This is a genomic window from Acinetobacter sp. UBA3106 (assembly GCA_002365595.1).
In the GTDB taxonomy this organism is placed as follows: Bacteria; Pseudomonadota; Gammaproteobacteria; order Pseudomonadales; family Moraxellaceae; genus Acinetobacter.
This window is the reverse complement of the sequence record DFAM01000016.1, coordinates 467-19,497: the sequence shown is the minus strand read 5'-3', so window position 1 is coordinate 19,497 and position 19,031 is coordinate 467. Positions and strand designations below refer to the sequence as shown.

General features: G+C 41.1%; 14 protein-coding genes. 5 read left to right on the top strand and 9 right to left on the bottom strand.

Translation table 11 applies throughout. The annotated features are described in order from the left end of the window. The 7 genes from B4C48_RS08015 to B4C48_RS07985 all read right to left on the bottom strand — a co-directional run. Positions 1 to 533: alpha/beta fold hydrolase (locus B4C48_RS08015; protein ID WP_291355300.1), on the bottom strand; the 533-nt coding region annotated here is incomplete at its 3' end. Between the two features lie 88 nt (positions 534 to 621). Beyond that, complete coding sequence (gene leuA / locus B4C48_RS08010) at positions 622 to 2,319, bottom strand: 2-isopropylmalate synthase (protein ID WP_291355297.1); 1,698 nt, start codon at positions 2,317 to 2,319, stop codon at positions 622 to 624. A gap of 266 nt (positions 2,320 to 2,585) precedes the next feature. Continuing rightward, positions 2,586 to 3,692 carry an alpha-hydroxy acid oxidase gene (locus B4C48_RS08005; protein ID WP_291355295.1) on the bottom strand — a complete coding sequence of 369 codons (1,107 nt, stop codon included), beginning with the start codon at positions 3,690 to 3,692 and terminating at the stop codon, positions 2,586 to 2,588. Further along, positions 3,689 to 4,372: a Fe2+-dependent dioxygenase gene (locus B4C48_RS08000; protein WP_291355292.1), complete on the bottom strand. Its 684-nt coding sequence runs from the start codon at positions 4,370 to 4,372 to the stop codon at positions 3,689 to 3,691. Before B4C48_RS08000 ends, B4C48_RS08005 begins: the two co-directional genes overlap by 4 nt. A 151-nt stretch (positions 4,373 to 4,523) precedes the next feature. Next, the gene (locus B4C48_RS07995; protein WP_291355291.1) at positions 4,524 to 6,773 is read right to left on the bottom strand and encodes a catecholate siderophore receptor Fiu; all 2,250 of its coding nucleotides are present in this window, start codon (positions 6,771 to 6,773) and stop codon (positions 4,524 to 4,526) included. 366 nt (positions 6,774 to 7,139) lie between these two features. Further along, positions 7,140 to 7,823, bottom strand: a complete 684-nt coding sequence (locus tag B4C48_RS07990; RefSeq protein WP_291355290.1) for a Fe2+-dependent dioxygenase — start codon at positions 7,821 to 7,823, stop codon at positions 7,140 to 7,142. A 107-nt stretch (positions 7,824 to 7,930) separates the two neighbouring features. Next, positions 7,931 to 10,183, bottom strand: coding sequence for a TonB-dependent receptor (locus B4C48_RS07985; RefSeq protein ID WP_291355288.1), 2,253 nt, complete (start codon positions 10,181 to 10,183; stop codon positions 7,931 to 7,933). Positions 10,184 to 11,009: 826 nt separating this feature from the next. On the opposite strand from B4C48_RS07985, the gene tig reads away from it, so the two are divergent. From tig to B4C48_RS07965, 4 genes are all read left to right on the top strand, one after another. Beyond that, positions 11,010 to 12,341, top strand: coding sequence for a trigger factor (gene tig / locus B4C48_RS07980; RefSeq protein WP_291355286.1), 1,332 nt, complete (start codon positions 11,010 to 11,012; stop codon positions 12,339 to 12,341). A gap of 192 nt (positions 12,342 to 12,533) precedes the next feature. After that, positions 12,534 to 13,139 carry an ATP-dependent Clp endopeptidase proteolytic subunit ClpP gene (gene clpP / locus B4C48_RS07975; protein WP_086198326.1) on the top strand — a complete coding sequence of 202 codons (606 nt, stop codon included), beginning with the start codon at positions 12,534 to 12,536 and terminating at the stop codon, positions 13,137 to 13,139. A gap of 27 nt (positions 13,140 to 13,166) precedes the next feature. Next, a complete protein-coding gene (clpX, locus tag B4C48_RS07970) occupies positions 13,167 to 14,477 on the top strand; it encodes an ATP-dependent protease ATP-binding subunit ClpX (protein WP_291355283.1) in 1,311 nt (436 codons plus the stop codon). Between the two features lie 203 nt (positions 14,478 to 14,680). Continuing rightward, positions 14,681 to 15,394 (top strand): DUF2846 domain-containing protein, encoded by a 714-nt coding sequence (locus tag B4C48_RS07965; protein ID WP_291355280.1) that lies wholly within the window; start codon positions 14,681 to 14,683, stop codon positions 15,392 to 15,394. Positions 15,395 to 15,507: 113 nt separating this feature from the next. Here the strand turns inward: B4C48_RS07965 and B4C48_RS07960 are convergent, their stop codons facing one another. After that, entirely contained in the window at positions 15,508 to 17,034 is a 1,527-nt protein-coding gene (locus tag B4C48_RS07960) for a fumarate hydratase (RefSeq protein WP_291355278.1), read from the bottom strand. Between the two features lie 582 nt (positions 17,035 to 17,616). On the opposite strand from B4C48_RS07960, the gene B4C48_RS07955 reads away from it, so the two are divergent. Next, positions 17,617 to 18,228, top strand: coding sequence for a class I SAM-dependent methyltransferase (locus tag B4C48_RS07955; RefSeq protein ID WP_291355276.1), 612 nt, complete (start codon positions 17,617 to 17,619; stop codon positions 18,226 to 18,228). Positions 18,229 to 18,433: 205 nt separating this feature from the next. On the opposite strand, the gene B4C48_RS07950 is transcribed toward B4C48_RS07955, so the two are convergent. After that, positions 18,434 to 18,955: a hypothetical protein gene (locus tag B4C48_RS07950; RefSeq protein ID WP_291355274.1), complete on the bottom strand. Its 522-nt coding sequence runs from the start codon at positions 18,953 to 18,955 to the stop codon at positions 18,434 to 18,436. Positions 18,956 to 19,031 lie beyond the last annotated feature (76 nt).

The following is a 19,031-nucleotide window of genomic DNA, read 5'->3' as shown; positions in this document are numbered from 1 at the left end:
ATGACGCATTTTTTTAAACGGTCAGGATAATCGACCGACCATTGCAAAGCCTGCATGCCGCCCAGAGAGCCGCCAATAACGGCATACCAGACATCAATACCTAAACGGTCAGAAAGTAGGGCTTGGGTTTTGACCCAGTCACGTACAGTGACCAGCGGGAAATCCGGACCGTAAGGACGATTGTCATTTTCCGGGTTCGGCGAGATTGGGCCGGTAGAACCGCTGCAACCGCCAATATTATTCAGGGCGACCACAAAGAATTTAGAGGTATCAATGGCTTTACCTGGTCCAATGCATGCATCCCACCAACCCGGTTTTTTGTCATCTGCATGATGATAACCGGCTGCATGGTGATGGCCTGAAAGTGCATGACAAATCAGGATGGCATTGGATTTGTCGGCATTGAGTTCGCCATAAGTTTCGACCATCAGCTCAAAACGTGGAAGAATTCGATCGCATTCGAGCTCTAACGGCTCTTCGAAAATAAACTTTTGCGGGGTAACTAGGCCCACTGAGTCAGCTGGAAAAGACACAGGAAATTTTCGCCTTAAATCTTTAGAATGAATGACGAAAGGATACCACTTGAGGGTATCCTTTCTAAAGTTTTTTATTTGATATCGTTTATACGGCGGCAGCAACGACCTGATCGGTACTTAATACGCCTTGCTCAATCAAGCGATTGGTACAGGCAATAATCGCGTCAATAGATGCAGTCACGATGTTGTCATGAACGCCGGCACCGAAGGCAGATTTACCAGTACCTTTCACTTGAAGCTCAATCAAAGCCAAGGCTTTGGCATGCGCACCCGAGCTGATGCTACGCTCTTCATAAGTCAAGACATCAATTGGCAACTGTAATGCATTCAAGATTGCTGAAATCGGACCGTTACCTTCACCACGCAAGTGTTGAGTTTCACCATTGATTTCAACATCAAGTTCAATCACCTGATTGCCATTTTCATCGGACAACTTATAGTTTTTGGTAGAATAATGCGCATCTTTCACGGCAACATAGGTGTCTTTGAACAATGCCCAGATGTCTTGAGCGGAAATTTCTTTCGCCTGCTCATCTGTGACTTGCTGAACCACTTGCGAGAATTCAATTTGCAAGCGACGCGGCAACACCACGTTGTAGTTCGATTCTAACAAGTAAGAAATACCGCCTTTACCTGACTGTGAGTTCACACGAATCACCGCGTCATAGTCACGGCCCAAGTCTTTAGGATCGATTGGCAAGTAAGGCATATCCCAGATTTCTTCGTTTTTCTGGTATTCAAAACCTTTTTTGATGGCATCCTGATGCGAACCTGAGAATGCGGTGAACACCAAGTCGCCTGCATATGGATGACGAGGGTGCACTGGCAAGCCTGTGCATTCTTCAACAGTAGCAATAATTTCGTTGATGTTAGAGAAGTCCAATTTCGGTGCAACACCCTGGGTGTACATGTTCAATGCAATTGCTGCAACGTCGACGTTACCGGTACGTTCACCATTACCAAACACACAACCTTCGACTCGGTCAGCACCGGCCATAATCGCCAATTCAGAAGCTGCAATACCACAGCCACGGTCATTGTGACAGTGCACAGAAATAATCACACCGTCACGACGTTCAATATTACGGTGCATCCATTCCACTTGATCGGCATAGACGTTTGGCGTCGACACTTCTACAGTTGCTGGCAAGTTTAAAATCACTTTGTTTGTCGGTGATGCTTCCCAAACTTCAGTCACGGCATCACAGGCCGCTTTTGCCACTTCTAATTCAGTCGCAGAAAAACATTCCGGGCTGTACTGAAAAATAAAATCAGTTTCAGGATATTGCGCTGCGTATTCTTTCACTTTTTGAGCAGCATTAATCGCTAACTGGCGTGCACCTTCCACATCGACGTTCAAGACTTTTTGACGGAAAGTTGGAGAGTTAGAGTTATAGATATGCACGATGGCACGTTTTGCACCGACTAAAGATTCAAAAGTACGTTGGATCAAATGATCACGCGCCTGAACCAATACTTCGATGTAAACGTCATCCGGAATATGATTTTCTTCAATTAATTTGCGGGTGAAGTCAAAGTCAATTTGCGATGCAGAAGGGAAACCGATTTCAATATGTTTAAAGCCGATTTTCACCAACATCTGGAACATTTTGAATTTTTGATCCATATCCATCGGTTCAAAAATCGCTTGGTTACCGTCACGAAGGTCGGTGCTCATCCACATTGGCGCTTTGGTAATTTCATTATTTGGCCATTGACGGTCTGGCAAGTCTACACGTTGGTACATGCGACGATATTTTTTACTTGGATCAGCCAACATCATGAGGTAACTCCTTGTGTAGCACCGGTTGCTTGAGGTCGTGGATAACGGCAACCTGCTACTGATATAGATTGTGTCTATTCTAGCAATTTACAAGTCTGAGACTGGAAGACATTAGTCGAAAGTTGTAATAAAACCAATGCTTTCTTATAAGTTAGTTGTACCGCAGCGCTTGTAAATCTATAACTTAATATTAATCCACTTATTCCGAAAATATTTTTCTATTTTTGCATCCATAACAAGACTTAGGAAAATATTTTTCAGTAATCTTATTTTTGGTGGAAAATATAATCATTGTTGATGTCATTTAACGTGGCTGTTCCCATTAATGCCATGGTAATTTCAAATTCTTCCTTCAGGATTTTAATCACATGCGCCACGCCTAATGCCCCCGCAGTTGCCAGCCCATAAATATAAGGTCGACCGATGAAAACTGCCGAAGCACCCAGGGCAATCGCTTTAAAGACATCTGAACCACGACGAATCCCGCCATCGTATAACAGGGGGAAATCTTCTGGCAGCACTTTTTTAATCAGTTGCAATGCTGTGAGTGGGGAAATGCAGGTATCTAAAACACGACCGCCATGATTGGATACAATCAGACCTTGTACGCCGTGCTGAATGGCAAGCAGGGCATCATGCGGATTGACGATGCCTTTTAAAATGACCGGTAATGAAGTGTGCTGAACCATCCAGGCAATATCCTCCCAGGTGGGTGCAATTTTCATTAAACCATTAAATACGGGATGATCACCTTCATGCAGTTTAGGTAAGGGAATATGCGCTGGGGTATGTGGATGCTGCATGCCTTGCGGTAAATGGAAAAATACCCGTCGTTCGCGATCGCGAATGCCGCTATGCGGTGAATCTACCGTAATCACCAGGGCTTTAAAGTTTTGCTGTTCTGCCAGCTTCACCAAAGCCAGCGATTTGTCCCGGTCGCCTTGCCAGTACAGCTGAAACCATTTGTACGGATTGTCCTGTTTTAGGCTACGCATATCGGTATTGCTAAAGGTGCTAAGTACCATATTGCTGCCGAGCACTTCTGCTGCCAGCGCCGTTGCTGCTTCAGCTTCAGGGTGAAACTGCTGCTGATGCCCAATCGGGGCCAGAAAAATCGGGTGCGGATATTCCTGCCCTAAAATTTTACAGCGGGTATGGCCTTGAGTGAGGTCTTTGAGCATTCTGGGCAATAAGTGAATCTGTTGAAATTGATTCAGATTGTCGTGAACACTGACTTCATCCATGGAGCCGCCTTGCAAGTACTGCCATACCATATCTGACAAGTGTTTTTTTGCCTGAATTTCATAATCGGCAAGGGTCTGTAAATAAGCCGGAATCTGGGAGAGGGGAGCAAGGGGAGCAACGGCTTTCATAGATCGCCCCATTGGCGCAATAAATTATGGTAGTGACTGGTCAAACCCAGAATTTCTTCGCTATCGCCAATCTGCTGGCGTAATTTAATAATGTTCATGTCGAGGTTAAACAGCATGCTGCGTTGCCAGTCATCTTTGACCATGCTTTGTATCCAGGTACAGGCCGCCATTCGTTTGCCCTGGGTCACCGGTTCGACCCGATGTAAACTTGTCGCAGGGTAGAGAATGGCATCGCCGGCATCAAGCTTGACTTCATGACTGCCATAATTGTCTTCAACAATCAGTTCACCGCCTGCATATTCATTCGGTTCAGATAAAAACACGGTGATGGAAACGTCAGTACGAATAACCTGATTTATGCTCCTGGAATATTGCACGGCATTATCGACATGATTGCCATAATGTCCTTGATCCTGATAGCAATTGAACAAAGGGGGCAGGATATGCTTGGGTAAGGCTGCCGATTTAAGCAGGATATTGTGTTGCAATGCCTGAAGAATTTTGGCTGCAAAGGCTTGATAAGCAATGCTGTTGGGATCAATTTGCAGATTATTCTTAATTTTTTGAGCCTGAAAGCCGGCGCTGTGCTGACCTTGAATCCAGGCCTGACTGCTATCTAATTGTTGGCGTAAATCAGCAACCTGCTGTTTGCTCAGAATTTCAGGAATATGTAACATCATCAGCTTGATCTGCATCCCTTAAATGGCTTGAATCCAAAAAATAATGTAGTGCATTAGGGGGCTATTGCTATTTCATCGATGAAGTATCAACAGTCACTAGATCTAACCCACTACATATTTATACTCAATCTGTTCAGACTTAGCGAATTGCTTAAAACTTATAGTTAAAAGTTAAAGCTGCTGAACGCGGTTGTCCTAAAATCACACGGCCACCGCCATTGTTCAGGGTGCTGATGTATTCCTTGTCTGCCAGGTTATAGACATTCAAGTTGACCGAAGCATTCTGATTGAAGCTGTAACCTGCCATGGCATCAAACACTATATAGCCTGGAATGTTGGGCATATTCGCCGCTGCAGTACTGTCGGTAATGACACGCTTTTGCTCATCGACATAGCGCGCACCTAGTCCTAGCTTAAAGCCAGCAACATCATAGGTCGACCATAGGCTTGCAGTCCATTCCGGTGACCAACGCACATTGTTGGTTCGGGTAATTGCCCCGGTAGTTGCATTAACGCTCAGCTGGTCTTCCTGCTCGGTTTTCATATGCGCAACACCGGCAGACACATTCCATGCATCCGTAATTTTACCCACAGCACTCAGTTCAACCCCTTTTACGCTCGTTTTACCTTGCTGAATGGATTCTTGGGTAATGGCATCCTGAGTAAACTGGTTTTCATTTTCAGTGTAATATGCAGCAGCGTTTACAGCCAGTTGATCATTGAGCAAATTCCACTTGGTTCCCACTTCATAGTGGTGGGTTTCTTGCGGTTTGGCGGCGGCACTGTTAATTCCATCTGCTGCAAGGCTAAAGTTGGCACTTCCCGGAGGCGTCAATGATTTGGCATAAGATGCATACACACTGCTAAAGGTTGTCGGTTTAAACAAACCGCCCAGTTTCCAGCTCACTAAGGTGTCATGTGCTCCAAAACTGGCAGGAACCAAGCTGCTGCTGCCCGATGGCAAAGTCAAAGCATCATATTCGGTGTCATAATAGTCGACCCGTACTCCACCATTCAGCTGGAAGCGCTCGCCAAACTTCAGCGTATCGAATAAATAGGCGGCAGCTGTATCGGTTTCACCATGGGTATAGCCACCGTTATACATCAGGCTAGGCATTGCTTCATTGCGATCTGGATCATAAAGATTGGCCCAAGAGGTTGCTACCGTCGCTTGCCCCGGCATTTGCGTAGCCATGGTTTTTGTATGCAGTTGTTCTTTTAAAAACTCTAATCCTGCGACTACATCATGTTCAACCGCACCGGTTTTTAAATTCAGGTTCAGAGTCGTTTGATTAGCCAGAATCTTGTTTTCCTGATCGACACCCTGACGTGAACGGTTAACTTCCCAGTCTTTCGGATCAGTTGAACCATTAGTCCTTAAGCCCGCTGAACCGGTATTGATCCCAGTTAAAACGCGATTCATACTGGTTTTACCCAAACGGGTGATGTTGGTCAGTTTGACGTTTTCAGCTAGATCACTTTCAATTTTCGCCGTATACATATCTGCATCGACATCTTCATGGTCATTGGCATGACCATAATAATTTTCACGGTCGACTTTAGGCGCTGAAGCTAAAGCAGAATCGGCATTGTAGAAACCTTTCATGCCAATGGTGGGAATGCCGCCATCCGGAATATTGCGTTGACGAATATGCTGTGAATAGAGATACAGGCGCGTATCGCTATCCAGACCAAAGGCAATCGAGGGTGCAATGGCCCAGCCGTTATTTTCAATAAAATCGCGACCTTCAATGCCGCCGTCCTGTCCCATGGCATTTAAGCGAACTGCCACGCCATCGTTAATCACCTGATTAATGTCAGCAGCCAGACGTGCATGCTCTGCGGTATTGTAAGTAGCAGAAACTTCACGGCTATTTTCAGTCTGCGGCAGTTTGCTGGCCAGGTTGATATAACCTGATGCAGCACCACGACCGGCTTCCGCACCAGAAGGGCCTTTGACCACTTCAATTTGTTCCAGGTTAAAGACATCGCGGGTGACTGCACCCAAATCGCGGATACCATCGACATAGGTCGAAGTTTGAGTAGAAAAACCGCGCATTTGAAACGCATCACCGGCACTGGTATTGCCATTTTCACCCAGTTGCAGGGTAATTCCCGGTGTGTTTCTTAAGGCTTCGACCAATGAGGTTGCACCTTGTTCTTTTAATAATTCTTTTTTAATCACTGAAACGGTTTGAGGGGTGTCAACCAGTGGTTGAGTATATTTGGGGGAACTGACCGAATCGGCTTTATATTTATTTTCTGCTTGAGATTCTACGGTAATGGTTGGAAGCTGGGTTACACCATTGCTTGTTGCGGCATGAGTCATGAGCGGGAAAGATGCAGCTAATGCAACCAGTTGAGCATTTCGATTGTGTTTACGGCTTTTAATCTGTGCCATGGTAGGTAATCCCTGGTTTCGTATATGACAGAATTCCATTACTGCGTTACAACTTTTAAAGTCGGCAAAATAGCAGCAAAAGTGGAGTTATTGTTATGGCCTGTAACAATTGATGCGAATTCTAATGATAATTATTATCATTAACAATAGTAATAAGTGATTCATTGTGATGAAAATGGATGGAAATACGACTTAACTCGGGCTTGTTAATTAGATAAAACAATCATGTTTAAAGGGAAAACGATACGATGACAGTTGAATTTGACTAAAAGATAAAATAATCAAAGATTCAAATGCTTATAATTTGTTGATTGGGCTGGCTGATATAAGGTTTCAGCAGCCCTTTTATTTTATTAGATTAGAAAATTAGAGTTCAGCCCATTTGCGCATTAAATTGTGATAAAGATTGGTCAGCTTCATCACTTCATCATGCTGATCACCCAGTTGCATGCGCAGGTTCTGAATCGACTGATCCAGGTTAAATAGCATGTGGCGTTCAGCATCTTCCCGAATCATGCTTTGCACCCAAAAGAAGGAAGCGATACGACAGCCAGAGCTTACGGGTGTAACTTCATGCAAGCTGGTTGAAGGGTAGAGAATCATATCGCCTGCAGGAAGTTTAATTTCATGGTAACCATAGGTGTCTTCAACCACCAGGTCGCCACCTTCATATTCTTCCGGGTCGCTTAAAAAAACCGTGCAGGACAAGTCTGTGCGTAAACGCTCATGGGTTCCACGGATTCGGCGAATGGAATTGTCGACATGAAAACCGAAGGATTCATTGTTTTCATAACGGTTAAAGAGCGGGGGAATGATGTCTAAAGGAATGGCCGCAGATAAAAACAAGGGATGCTGACCCAAAGACTCTAAAATAATCGTGCCCAAGTGCTGAGTCAGTGGCAGGTCTTCAGGCAGTTGCTGATTCTGTTTAACCGTGGCCGAAAGCGTACCCGCGGTCACTTTGCCATTGACCCATTCAATTTTATTCATTTCATCACGGAAATATTGAACTTGTTCTTTAGTCAGGACGTTAGGAATATGATGGATCACGGCAAGAGACCTTTGGAAGAATAAATTCTTTTAACGATAAAAATAGCCTCATGATTATGAGGCTATTTTAGATTAAAGCCATAATTAATTTATGGTTTTAATTGAACTTAGTATTTGAAATTTAGCGACAATACTGCGCTACGACCTTCTGCTTCAGTGGCATAGTGAGATGCATACGCTTTGGTGAAATAGCGTTCGTCAGACAGGTTGTTGACGTTTAATTGCAGGTCAACATTTTCGTTGACGTTATAACGAGCCATGGCATCGTAACGTACGTAACCTGGAACATATTTGGTATTGGCTAGGTCGCCATAAACTTTGTCCATAGCAATTGCACCCCCACCAAGCGTTAACTGTGGTAAGACTTGGTAAGTGGTCCAAAGCGTTGCACTGTTTTTCGCAACGTTTGGCATTACATTGCCATTATAAACAGTTTGGTCTGTACAGGTTGTACCGCGACAGCTTACGCCATTCTTGGTCGCTTCACTATCTAGGTAGGTATAGCCAGCAGAAACAGCCCACTTGTCGGTAATGTTGCCGTTTAAGCCAAGTTCCAAGCCATCAACTTTACTCGCACCACCATTTGTTGTGGTATTTGCATCAAGCGAGATACGAGTATTTTGTTTTTCTGTACGGAAAATTGCTGCAGTTAAGTTTAATTTTTCGTTAAACAGATCCCACTTGGTACCAATTTCAAAAGTACGGCTTTCTTCCGGATCGATATCTTTATTCACTGCTGTTAATGCAGTTTCAGAACCGTCACCTGCATCTACACCTACCGGGTTTGCTGAAGTTGCAAAGCTGGTATAGATACTACCATTTGGACGTGGTTTAAAAGTTAAACCTGCTTGGTAAGAGAAAAAGTCTGTATTACTTTCAATTTTTGCACCGGTCGCATTGGTTTTAAGTTCAGTATCAAACTTGTCCCAGCGTAAACCTAAATCTAATAACCATTGCGGGTTAAACTCAATGCTATCCAGTAAATATACTGAAGTTGTCTCAGCTGTCGTAGTGGTTACGGCTTTATTTTCTGCAATACTTCCTAACCAAGGGTCTTTTGAATTAGGGTTGTAAGCACTTGTACACCAATAGTTTGAAGTAACATTGGTAAAAGTGCTACATGCTTTAGGTGGATTAAGGCTAGCTGGAAGAGTTGAAGTTGCTGCTTGACCTAAATCGGTAAGTAAATAACTTCCTTTATCAGATTCCTGTTTAGAATATTCAGCACCCACATTAAAGCTATGTTTTAGGGCACCGGTATTAAATTTACCGGTTAATGCCAGTTGGTCGCTGAATGTCTCTGTATCAGTAATACGCGCATTTGCACGACGTACCACTTGAGCATTTGGTGTATTGCCAATATTTAATTTTGAGTCATCTGGCTGGGTCCAGACATAATTATTTTTAGAATTACTATAAACAGCTGTATTACTGATGGTTAAATTGTCAGTTAAATCATGTTCTAACTTAAATGTACCAATTTGATTTTCCTGTTTTTGGAAATCACGGTTTAACCAGCCATAGTAAATACCTTGTTTGGCATTTAAAGGCTTACCAATCGCAGCCGAACCATTCCAATAAGGAACGCCTGAATCTGGGGTATCGTCAGATTTTAAGTAGTAATAACTTAAAGTTGCACGAGTAGGAGTGTCTAGGCCAAAGGTAATGCTTGGTGCTATACCAAAACGGGCATATTCAGCACCATCTGCCTGACCAGCTTTTTCATTGTGGTGTCCTAATACTGCAACACGGGCTGCAATACCATTACCAAAATCTTTGTTGCCATCTAAAGTGATACGTTGGTAACTGTCTGTACCTGCACCAACTGAGCCTTCCAAAAAGTCACCTTTTTTAGCAACTTTAGAAATCACGTTAACGCTACCACCTGCAGCACCCGCACCACCTAAAGCAGAAGCTGAGCCTTTAGTGACTTCAACCTGCTCTACTGCAAACATTTCACGGTTTTGTGAGGTCGAACTACGTACGCCATCGACATACATCGAACTTTCAGAGCTATAACCACGAATAAATGGACGGTCGCCATTCGGGTTACCACCTTCACCCGCACCTAAAGTAATACCAGGCACAGTACGCAAAGCATCGCTTAAAGTTGTTACTTGAGTATCTTCAATGAGTTGCTTGGAAATTACAGAAATCGATTTAGGGGTATCCAGTAAAGGAGCAACAAACTTGGAGCTGGCAGATTTATCTACTTTGAGACCTTGTTCTGCTTCTGCCTGAGTGTGAAGAGTTTCAAGTTGAGCAACTTGATCTTGTGCAATTGCATTACCAGCCATCACTGAAAGTGAAGACACAATCGCAGAAGATACGATTTTTTTGCGTGTTTTGATAAAGGCCATTTTGAACTCAAAAGGTGTATTGTAAAAATGTATGAGAATAATAATGATTCTTATTTTGCATCACCATTAATAATGATTGCAATTGGAAATTGAGATTTAATTATTAATCGTTTATTTAAATGTAATAATATAACTATATTAAATTAAATTATTGATTTTATTTTATATTTATTATTTTGTTTATTTTTGGGTTTTTAATTGGGAATATTGATGTTAATTTCTTTTAACAGTTGTGTGGCAAATCACCCACAAATATTTCATTTTTGTGCTCAATTTCTTTGTTGAATCAAATCATATAAATCTCTATTTGAATTATATTCCTGATCTTCATTCAATTTGAACTCTAAAGATGGGAAGAGGGGGCTGGATCATGGAATTCGACTAAAGAGTTTTAGAGTGCATTGAATAGGGAGACAAAATCATGAAATGAAGGGAAGAAATGACTGCATTATGAATTTTCATCAGCCAGCGGACTTTATTTGTGATTACTTTGGGATTACGTCGAGATTGTCATGCAAAATATGACTATATAACAAGAAATAAAATTTGGAGTTAAATAAGAAAAATAAAATCTAACTAGAGAAAATAATAAAAAGCATGAAATAACAGGATCCAACAGCAAAAGATCAGCTTGAGCAGTAAAAGAATATATAAAATGGCGATGTTTATACCTCACAGATGTTCAAAGTTGTAAGCAAGACAGACTTTTCTGAGCAGAATGCTTAAAATTTAATGGTTAAATCATCCTGTTTTGTATATCTTTCAATGTTGTCATATAATGTGGCACTTTAAAAATTGCAATTACTATTTCTATATCGAGGAAGCCATGCAAGTAACTTCTGAAGCGGTTTCGGGCGTTGCCCGTCGTTTAAATGTATCTGTACCGACGAGCCGTGTGAACGAACAATTTGAAGCTCGTTTAAAACGCACTGCTAAAACTGTGAAGATCAACGGCTTCCGTCCAGGTAAAGTGCCTTTAAATGTCGTACGTCGTGAATATGGCGCAAGCATTTATCAAGAAGTTGTAAACGATGTTATTCGTGACACAGTGTTTGAAGCGATTCAACAAGAGAAAATCAATGCTGTTGGCATGCCAAACATTGAAAAAGTTGAAAATAAAGAAGACGCTCTTGTTTATGAAGCAACTGTAGAAGTTTATCCAGAAGTTGACGTGAAATTTGACGGTTTAGAAGTTGAACGCAAAGCAACTGAAGTAAACGACAAAGACGTTGATCAAATGATCGAAAACCTTCAAAAGCAACGTGCTTCTTGGACTGAAACTAAAGGCATGGCTAAAAAAGACATGCAAGTGACTTTCGACTTTGAAGGTACTGTAGATGGCGAGAAGTTCGAAGGCGGTGCTGCTGAAGACTTTAAACTGGTTCTAGGTTCAGGCCGTATGATTCCTGGCTTCGAAGACGGTATCGTTGGCATGAAGAAAGGCGAAGAGAAAGTGATTGATGTTACTTTCCCTGAAGACTACCAAGCTGAAAACCTTGCTGGTAAAGCAGCTCAGTTCAAAATCACTGTGAAGCTTGTTGAAAAACAAAAACTTCCAGAAGTTGATGCTGAATTCCTGAAAATCTTTGGTTTAACTGAAGAAGAAGGTATTGAAAAATTAAAAGCTGACGTTCGTAAAAACATGGAACGTGAAGTGAAAAACGGTCTTCGCAACCAGCTAAAAGGCGCAACTTTTGATGCACTTGTAGCTGCAAACGAAGTTGAAGTTCCTGCTGCGATGTTGTCTCAAGAAATTGACCGTCAACGTCAACAAATGATTCAACAGTTCACTCAACAGTTTGGTGCTCAAGGTGCGCAAGCATTTGACAGCAGCATGCTTCCAGATGACCTGTTCAAAGAACAAGCTGAAAAATCTGTAAAACTTGGTGTGTTGGTGAGCAAAGTTTTAGCTGATGCTAAAATTGAAGTAGATCCTGCGCGTGTTGAAGCTTACATCGAAGACATGGCTTCTTCTTACGAAGATCCAACTGAAGTGATTGAATACTTCAAAAATGACAAACAGCAACGTGCTCAAATCGAAGCTGTTGTTTTAGAAGATCAGGTTGTTGATCACATCTTGGCATCTGCTAAAGTGACTGACACAAAAGTAAGCTATGAAGACTTATTGAAAGAGCAACAAGCTCGTCAACAAGGCTAAGTTTAGCTGAGCTAAAAAAGGGCGCATCATGCGCCTTTTTTTATTTACAGGCTTATCTTGAACCTGTCCTGAATTCACAAAGCTTATATAAAAAATATCTGTTATTTAATTGGGAATCTTTTGCATTTTCGGCAATTATCCCTCATATTGTGATTATGAGTCGAGTAACAAAAATTTAGGAATAAATAACGTATGTATGTTCCAACAATTGATAACGCTTTAGTGCCAGTGGTAGTAGAACAGTCTTCTCGTGGTGAGCGCTCTTTCGATATTTTCTCACGTCTTTTGCGTGAACGCGTCATCTTTTTAACCGGTGAAGTTGAAGACAACATGGCAAATTTAATTGTTGCGCAAATGTTGTTTTTAGAAGCAGAGAACCCAGATAAAGATATACACCTCTATATTAATTCACCAGGGGGTTCAGTGACTGCAGGTATGGCGATTTATGACACCATGCAGTTTATTAAACCGGATGTCGTGACTTATTGTATGGGACAGGCAGCCTCTATGGGTGCATTCCTGCTGAATGCAGGTGCTAAGGGCAAACGTTATTGCTTGGAAAATGCCCGTGTGATGATTCACCAGCCACTCGGTGGTTTCCGTGGTCAGGCATCGGATATTGAAATTCACGCACGTGAAATTCTATTCATTAAAGAACGTTTAAACCGTTTAATGGCAGAGCATAGTGGTCAAGACTATGAAACTGTTGCCAGAGATACTGACCGTGACAACTTTATGACAGCACAGGCTGCTAAAGAATACGGTCTCGTGGATGAAGTGTTAAGTAAACGTCCATAATTTTCAGATTTTTATATTGGAGTGAATATGTCCGACCATCCTCAAGGACAAAAGCATTGTTCATTTTGCGGTAAAACGCAGTCTGAAGTCGGGAAACTGATTGCAGGTGAGGACGCTTACATCTGTAATGAGTGTGTGGACGTATGCTTAGATTTAGTCCAAACCAGTCAACAAGTTGAATCTGGTGATTGGGCAAGTAAGCCTTTGCCAAAGCCACACGAAATTCGTGCTGCACTTGATCAATATGTGATTGGTCAGGATGTTGCCAAGAAGACCCTTTCAGTTGCGGTATATAACCATTACAAGCGTCTAAAAGTGACTCATTCAGGGCATAAACCTGATCACGCTGTTGAGCTTGCGAAAAGTAATATACTTTTGGTTGGGCCAACAGGTTCGGGTAAAACCTTACTTGCACAGACTTTAGCGCGTTTGCTCGATGTTCCATTTGCTATGGCAGACGCAACCACACTGACCGAAGCCGGTTATGTGGGTGAAGATGTGGAAAACATCGTACAGAAGCTTCTTCAAAAAGCGGATTATGATGTAGAAAAAGCGCAAAAAGGGATTATCTATATCGACGAGATCGACAAGATTACCCGCAAGTCTGAAAATCCGTCAATTACCCGTGATGTATCGGGTGAAGGTGTTCAACAAGCTTTACTGAAAATGATCGAAGGTACGGTTGCTTCCATTCCACCACAAGGTGGTCGTAAACATCCGCAACAAGAGTTCATTCAAATTGATACCTCAAATATCCTGTTTATCTGTGGCGGTGCCTTCTCTGGTCTAGAGAAAATCGTACAACAGCGTCAGGAGAAAGGCGGGATCGGTTTCACGGCAGAAGTGAAGAACAAAGACGAAACGCGTAAATTGTCTGATTTGTTCCGTCAAGTTGAAGCAACTGACTTGGTGAAATTTGGTTTAATTCCAGAATTTATTGGTCGTTTGCCGGTGATTGCAACTTTGGATGAGCTGGATGAAGAAGCTTTGATGCAGATTCTGACTGAACCGAAGAATGCTTTAACCCGTCAATATCAATATTTATTTGATATGGAAAATGTGGATCTGGTATTTGAAGATTCAGCATTACGTGCCGTGGCGAAAAAAGCCTTGGAACGTAATACGGGCGCTCGTGGTCTGCGTTCAATTCTGGAAAATTCGTTACTTGAAACCATGTATGATTTACCTAGCCGTACCGATATCGGGACAGTGATTGTGAATGATGCAGTGATTTCTGGTGAAGGAAAACCCGTGTTAAAAGCAGAACGTCAACCTAAATTAGAAACTGAAGATGCCTCTAAAGTTGATTTAAAAGTTATAAACTCTAAATCTGCTTAATTCGCTATTCGTCAGAAACGTGCGGAAAACTGGTGTTTTCGCACGTTTTTTATTTCCAAAAATAAAGCGCAATGTTAATCTCAATGATTAGGCGTGGACGCCTAAAAAAGATCAACTAACTCAAATCAATGTCGCGATTAATAGAGCGAAGAATGAACTTTTAATTGAGTACAAAAATAAAAAATACGCGGTGAGGGAAAATCATGCGTGGAGTCTGTATTGCAGTCTGTGCAAGCTTTATTTTATTGGGATGTCATGGCAAATCTGCGATGCAACATGCCGAAGTCACTTCAACTTTAAAACCTGTAAATACTGAACATGAACCAAGTTTGTTGGAACAGTACCGTTTTGGCATGTTTACCATTGGTGCTTGGGTCAACCAAAAATTAGGTCAGCGCTTTAAACCGGTTCAGGCACAAAGTGACCAGGCGGCGATTGTCTATTTATACCGTCCTGACAGTAAGTGGAACCGCCAGGAAATTGTAGCATCCAGTTTGTTTATCAATAGTGAGCGTATTCCAAGCTTATTAAACAATCATTATTACTGGGTTGAATTACCGGTCGGGACATATCGCATATCAACCAGCCGTCCTTTGGGTGTGCAACATTTTCAAAAGCCTAAATATCTGGATTTTACCGTGCAGGCAGGACAGTCTTATTTTATCAAATACGATGAAGAAAATTTAAGTACCCGTCGTGAGGTATCTGGACCTTTAATGTTTGTGCCGGAAAAAACTGCCTTAAATGAAATTGCCTATACCCAGCTGAAGTCGGAAAGTTATAACTTTGTTGCTTTAGATCAAAATAGCGGTAAGGTACGTAAGAAAGCGCAAAAACTGAAACCTGCAAAATATGATCCTGCAGAAGATGTTCAGTTGACCACGCCATTTAAACTTTGGAATCCGCTGACTTGGTAAAAAGATTTAAAGAAATTTTAAGTTGAAATTACAACTCAATATGTTCTGATATAAGAAATATTCATTCAGAACATAAAAAAGCACCCATCAGGGTGCTTTTTTAACTTGGCAAATTAAACCGCAGCAGCATCTACTACTGGAATTTTACCAATTTTCGCTTGCCAGATTTTTGGAGCAGTTGCGTGAATAGACGTACCATTCACATCAACAGCTACAGATACAGGCATATCTTCAACTTTAAACTTGTAGATTGCTTCCATACCCAAGTCAGCAAATGCCACAACTTCAGCTTCACGAACAGCTTTAGATACCAGGTAAGCAGCGCCGCCCACAGCCATCAAATAAGTTGCTTTGTTGTCTTTAATCGCTTCAACAGCAGCAGGACCACGATCCGCTTTACCGATCATGCCGTACAAGCCAGTTGCTTCAAGTACTTGGCGAGTAAATTTGTCCATACGTGTTGCAGTGGTCGGACCAGCAGGACCCACAACTTCATCACCCACTGGATCTACAGGGCCAACGTAGTAAATGAACTTGCCTTTAAGGTCTACCGGAAGTTCTTCACCTTTGTTTAACATGTCTACCATACGTTTGTGCGCAGCGTCACGACCGGTATAGATAGTACCGTTAAGCAATAAAGTATCACCTGGTTTCCAAGAGTTCATTTCTTCTTGAGTGATGTTGTCCAGGTCCACACGTTTAGACGTTGAAGAATCCCAAGTTACAGCAGGATAGTCATCAAGTTTAGGTGCTTGAATGTGAGCAACACCTGTACCGTCTAACTGGAAGTGTGCATGACGGGTTGCCGCACAGTTTGGAATCATACCGACTGGTTTACCCGCAGCATGACATGGGTAATCTTTGATTTTGATATCAAGAACAGTGGTTAAACCGCCAAGACCTTGTGCACCAATACCCAAAGCATTTACTTTTTCGAAGATCTCGATACGGAGTTCTTCCATTTTGCTTTGTGGACCACGACGAAGCAATTCGTCCATGTTGATTTCTTCCATCAATGCTTCTTTAGCCAGCATCATGGCTTTTTCAGCAGTACCACCAATACCGATACCGAGCATACCAGGAGGACACCAGCCTGCACCCATCGTTGGAACAGTTTTCAGTACCCAATCTACGATTGAATCAGACGGGTTCAACATTGCCAGTTTAGATTTATTTTCTGAACCACCACCCTTGGCAGCAACAGTAATATCGACTTTGTTACCTGGTACGAGTTTGTAGTGAATTACAGCAGGGGTGTTGTCTTTGGTGTTTTTACGGCCAAAAGCAGGATCTGCTAAAACAGATGCACGTAAAATGTTTGAATTTTCAAGATAACCTTGACGAACGCCTTCGTTAATTGCATCGTCTAAGCTCATGGTTAAATCAAATTTAACGTCTAAGCCCACTTCAAGAAATACGTTCACAATACCCGTATCTTGACAGATCGGGCGATGGCCTTCTGCACACATACGAGAGTTAATTAAGATTTGTGCGATCGCGTCTTTAGCAGCTTTATTTTCTTCACGATCATAGGCACGGCTCATCGCTTGGATGAAGTCCTGTGGATGATAGTAAGAAATAAACTGAAGCGCATCTTTTACCGATGTGATCAAGTCATCTTGCTTGATAATAGTTGTCATATCAAATATCTCTTGAGCGGGCTGTTAGCTAGCGGGCTAAATTATAAGATAAAAAGCAAGTTTTGTGGGCGTTTTGCTTAATCTTTGGCCGAAAGTTTAATAGGCTAGGTTATAGGACAGTTTCACTGTCGCATTTGCTAGAAATATGAGCATTTTAATGTCATATTTCATGAAATATTTCTCATAAAAAGGATTCATTTTAAAATAAATATATTATAAATTTTTGATTTTTAATTACATATTTAATATTTCTGATCTTTCGCATTTGTCATATAACTGTCATAAAACTTTTACATAATGAGCACATCAAATCTAGAGTGTAATAAGTTTATGATTACTTCAGTAGTTTCAGTTGTTGGCTTCTCTTTATATATCGCAGCGACATGGTTTTACGGTCAAAAAGAAGATCAGGCATAAGGCTTTATCTTCTTTTTTTTGCTTTAAATTTTATAAAAATAATACTTTCTTCAAATCTTCAAATCTTCAAATCTTCAAATCTTCAAATCTTCAAATCTTCAAATCTTCAAATCCAGCTATAAATAAGCCTATACTATTGTGATTAGTATTTAGAAAAAACCGCTCATGAAAGATCAATCTGAGTTTGCGAAAAATATTATTAAAATTTATAAAAAACATGCATATGCATGGACGGAATTGCGCGGCCAGTTCCTCTATGAAAAAGCATGGCTCAATCATTTTCTTTCGCTTATTCCTGAACATGCTCAAATACTGGATTTAGGCTGTGGCTCGGGTAAACCGGTAGCGGCATATTTACTTGAACAGGGGCATTCTGTAGTCGGGGTGGATAGTTCAGATGTCATGATTGAAATGGCAAAGCACCATTTTCCTGAACAGGTCTGGCTAGAAGCCGATATGCGAACTATCGATTTTGGTCAGAAATTTCAGGGTATTTTAGCGTGGGACAGTTTTTTTCATTTGACTCCCGATGATCAGCGGCTGATGTTTAAACAGTTTTTTCAGTTTGCAGAGCAGGGAACCATGTTGATGTTTACCAGTGGACCTGAACATGGTGAGTCGATTGGGGAGATTTTTGGCGACGTACTTTACCACGCCAGTTTGTCACCAGATGAATATCAGCAATTATTAAAAAATCATGGTTTTAAAGTTGTGAAAATGATTGCGGAAGATCCCGACTGTGCTGGGCATACGGTGTGGTTGGCACAAAAGTTTTGATTTAAGTCATGCTAAATAAAAATGTGAAACAATGATTGAATATTGAGCGTAAAACATGATTCTTTACATTATAAAGCCCAATTAGCATGAGTTGGGCTTTATAATATTGGTTAAATAAATGATTTTTATAAAATAAAAAAGAGAATTTTGTATAACGTGTATTATGTTAATTTTAGATAAACTTAATTCCTTAATGCGACAAAACTCAATAAGGTAAACTTAGTGAAATATATCTAATATCACCATTATGTTTATATGATGTATACAATTCAAATCGACTTCCTGTTATTTTCCATTTTTGGCTTCTAACGACACCATCATCATCATTTTTTGTAAATAGTGGTTTTCCTAATAGCTTTTCTAATTCGCTTTTATTCATAGAAAGCTTTATTTTATATGGTAATTCATTGGTATATTGTGCAAAACCTTCGACCTCATCGTTATAAAAAAAGATAGTTGTTAGATAAAGTTGATCTCCTATGATAGGTTTATCAGATTGATTTAAAAAAAATGACTCATCTGTAAATATAAAACTTAAACCATCACTATACTTATTAATGTAAAAATCATATTCATCTAATAGCTCCCCATCTTCATCATAAATAGGTAAATTAATATCATTTGTACTTTCTATAAAAGAGTTTTTTATAAAAAAATCAAGCAACTCTTTATTTGTATTGGACTTTCCTATTAAAGATATTAAATGATGAATAAAGCTATCGGTCATTCTTTCCCCTCCTTAAACATTCTAATTTAACATAATGGCTGTTATACGAAATCCCCATGTAAGCCCAAAATAGAAA

Coding starts and splice junctions, on each gene's coding strand:
- leuA (WP_291355297.1), bottom strand. CDS start 2,319: ATGATGTTGGCTGATCCAAGTAAAAAATATCGTCGCATGTACCAACGT.
- B4C48_RS08005 (WP_291355295.1), bottom strand. CDS start 3,692: ATGAAAGCCGTTGCTCCCCTTGCTCCCCTCTCCCAGATTCCGGCTTAT.
- B4C48_RS08000 (WP_291355292.1), bottom strand. CDS start 4,372: ATGATGTTACATATTCCTGAAATTCTGAGCAAACAGCAGGTTGCTGAT.
- B4C48_RS07995 (WP_291355291.1), bottom strand. CDS start 6,773: ATGGCACAGATTAAAAGCCGTAAACACAATCGAAATGCTCAACTGGTT.
- B4C48_RS07985 (WP_291355288.1), bottom strand. CDS start 10,183: ATGGCCTTTATCAAAACACGCAAAAAAATCGTATCTTCTGCGATTGTG.
- tig (WP_291355286.1), top strand. CDS start 11,010: ATGCAAGTAACTTCTGAAGCGGTTTCGGGCGTTGCCCGTCGTTTAAAT.
- clpP (WP_086198326.1), top strand. CDS start 12,534: ATGTATGTTCCAACAATTGATAACGCTTTAGTGCCAGTGGTAGTAGAA.
- clpX (WP_291355283.1), top strand. CDS start 13,167: ATGTCCGACCATCCTCAAGGACAAAAGCATTGTTCATTTTGCGGTAAA.
- B4C48_RS07965 (WP_291355280.1), top strand. CDS start 14,681: ATGCGTGGAGTCTGTATTGCAGTCTGTGCAAGCTTTATTTTATTGGGA.
- B4C48_RS07960 (WP_291355278.1), bottom strand. CDS start 17,034: ATGACAACTATTATCAAGCAAGATGACTTGATCACATCGGTAAAAGAT.
- B4C48_RS07955 (WP_291355276.1), top strand. CDS start 17,617: ATGAAAGATCAATCTGAGTTTGCGAAAAATATTATTAAAATTTATAAA.
- B4C48_RS07950 (WP_291355274.1), bottom strand. CDS start 18,955: ATGACCGATAGCTTTATTCATCATTTAATATCTTTAATAGGAAAGTCC.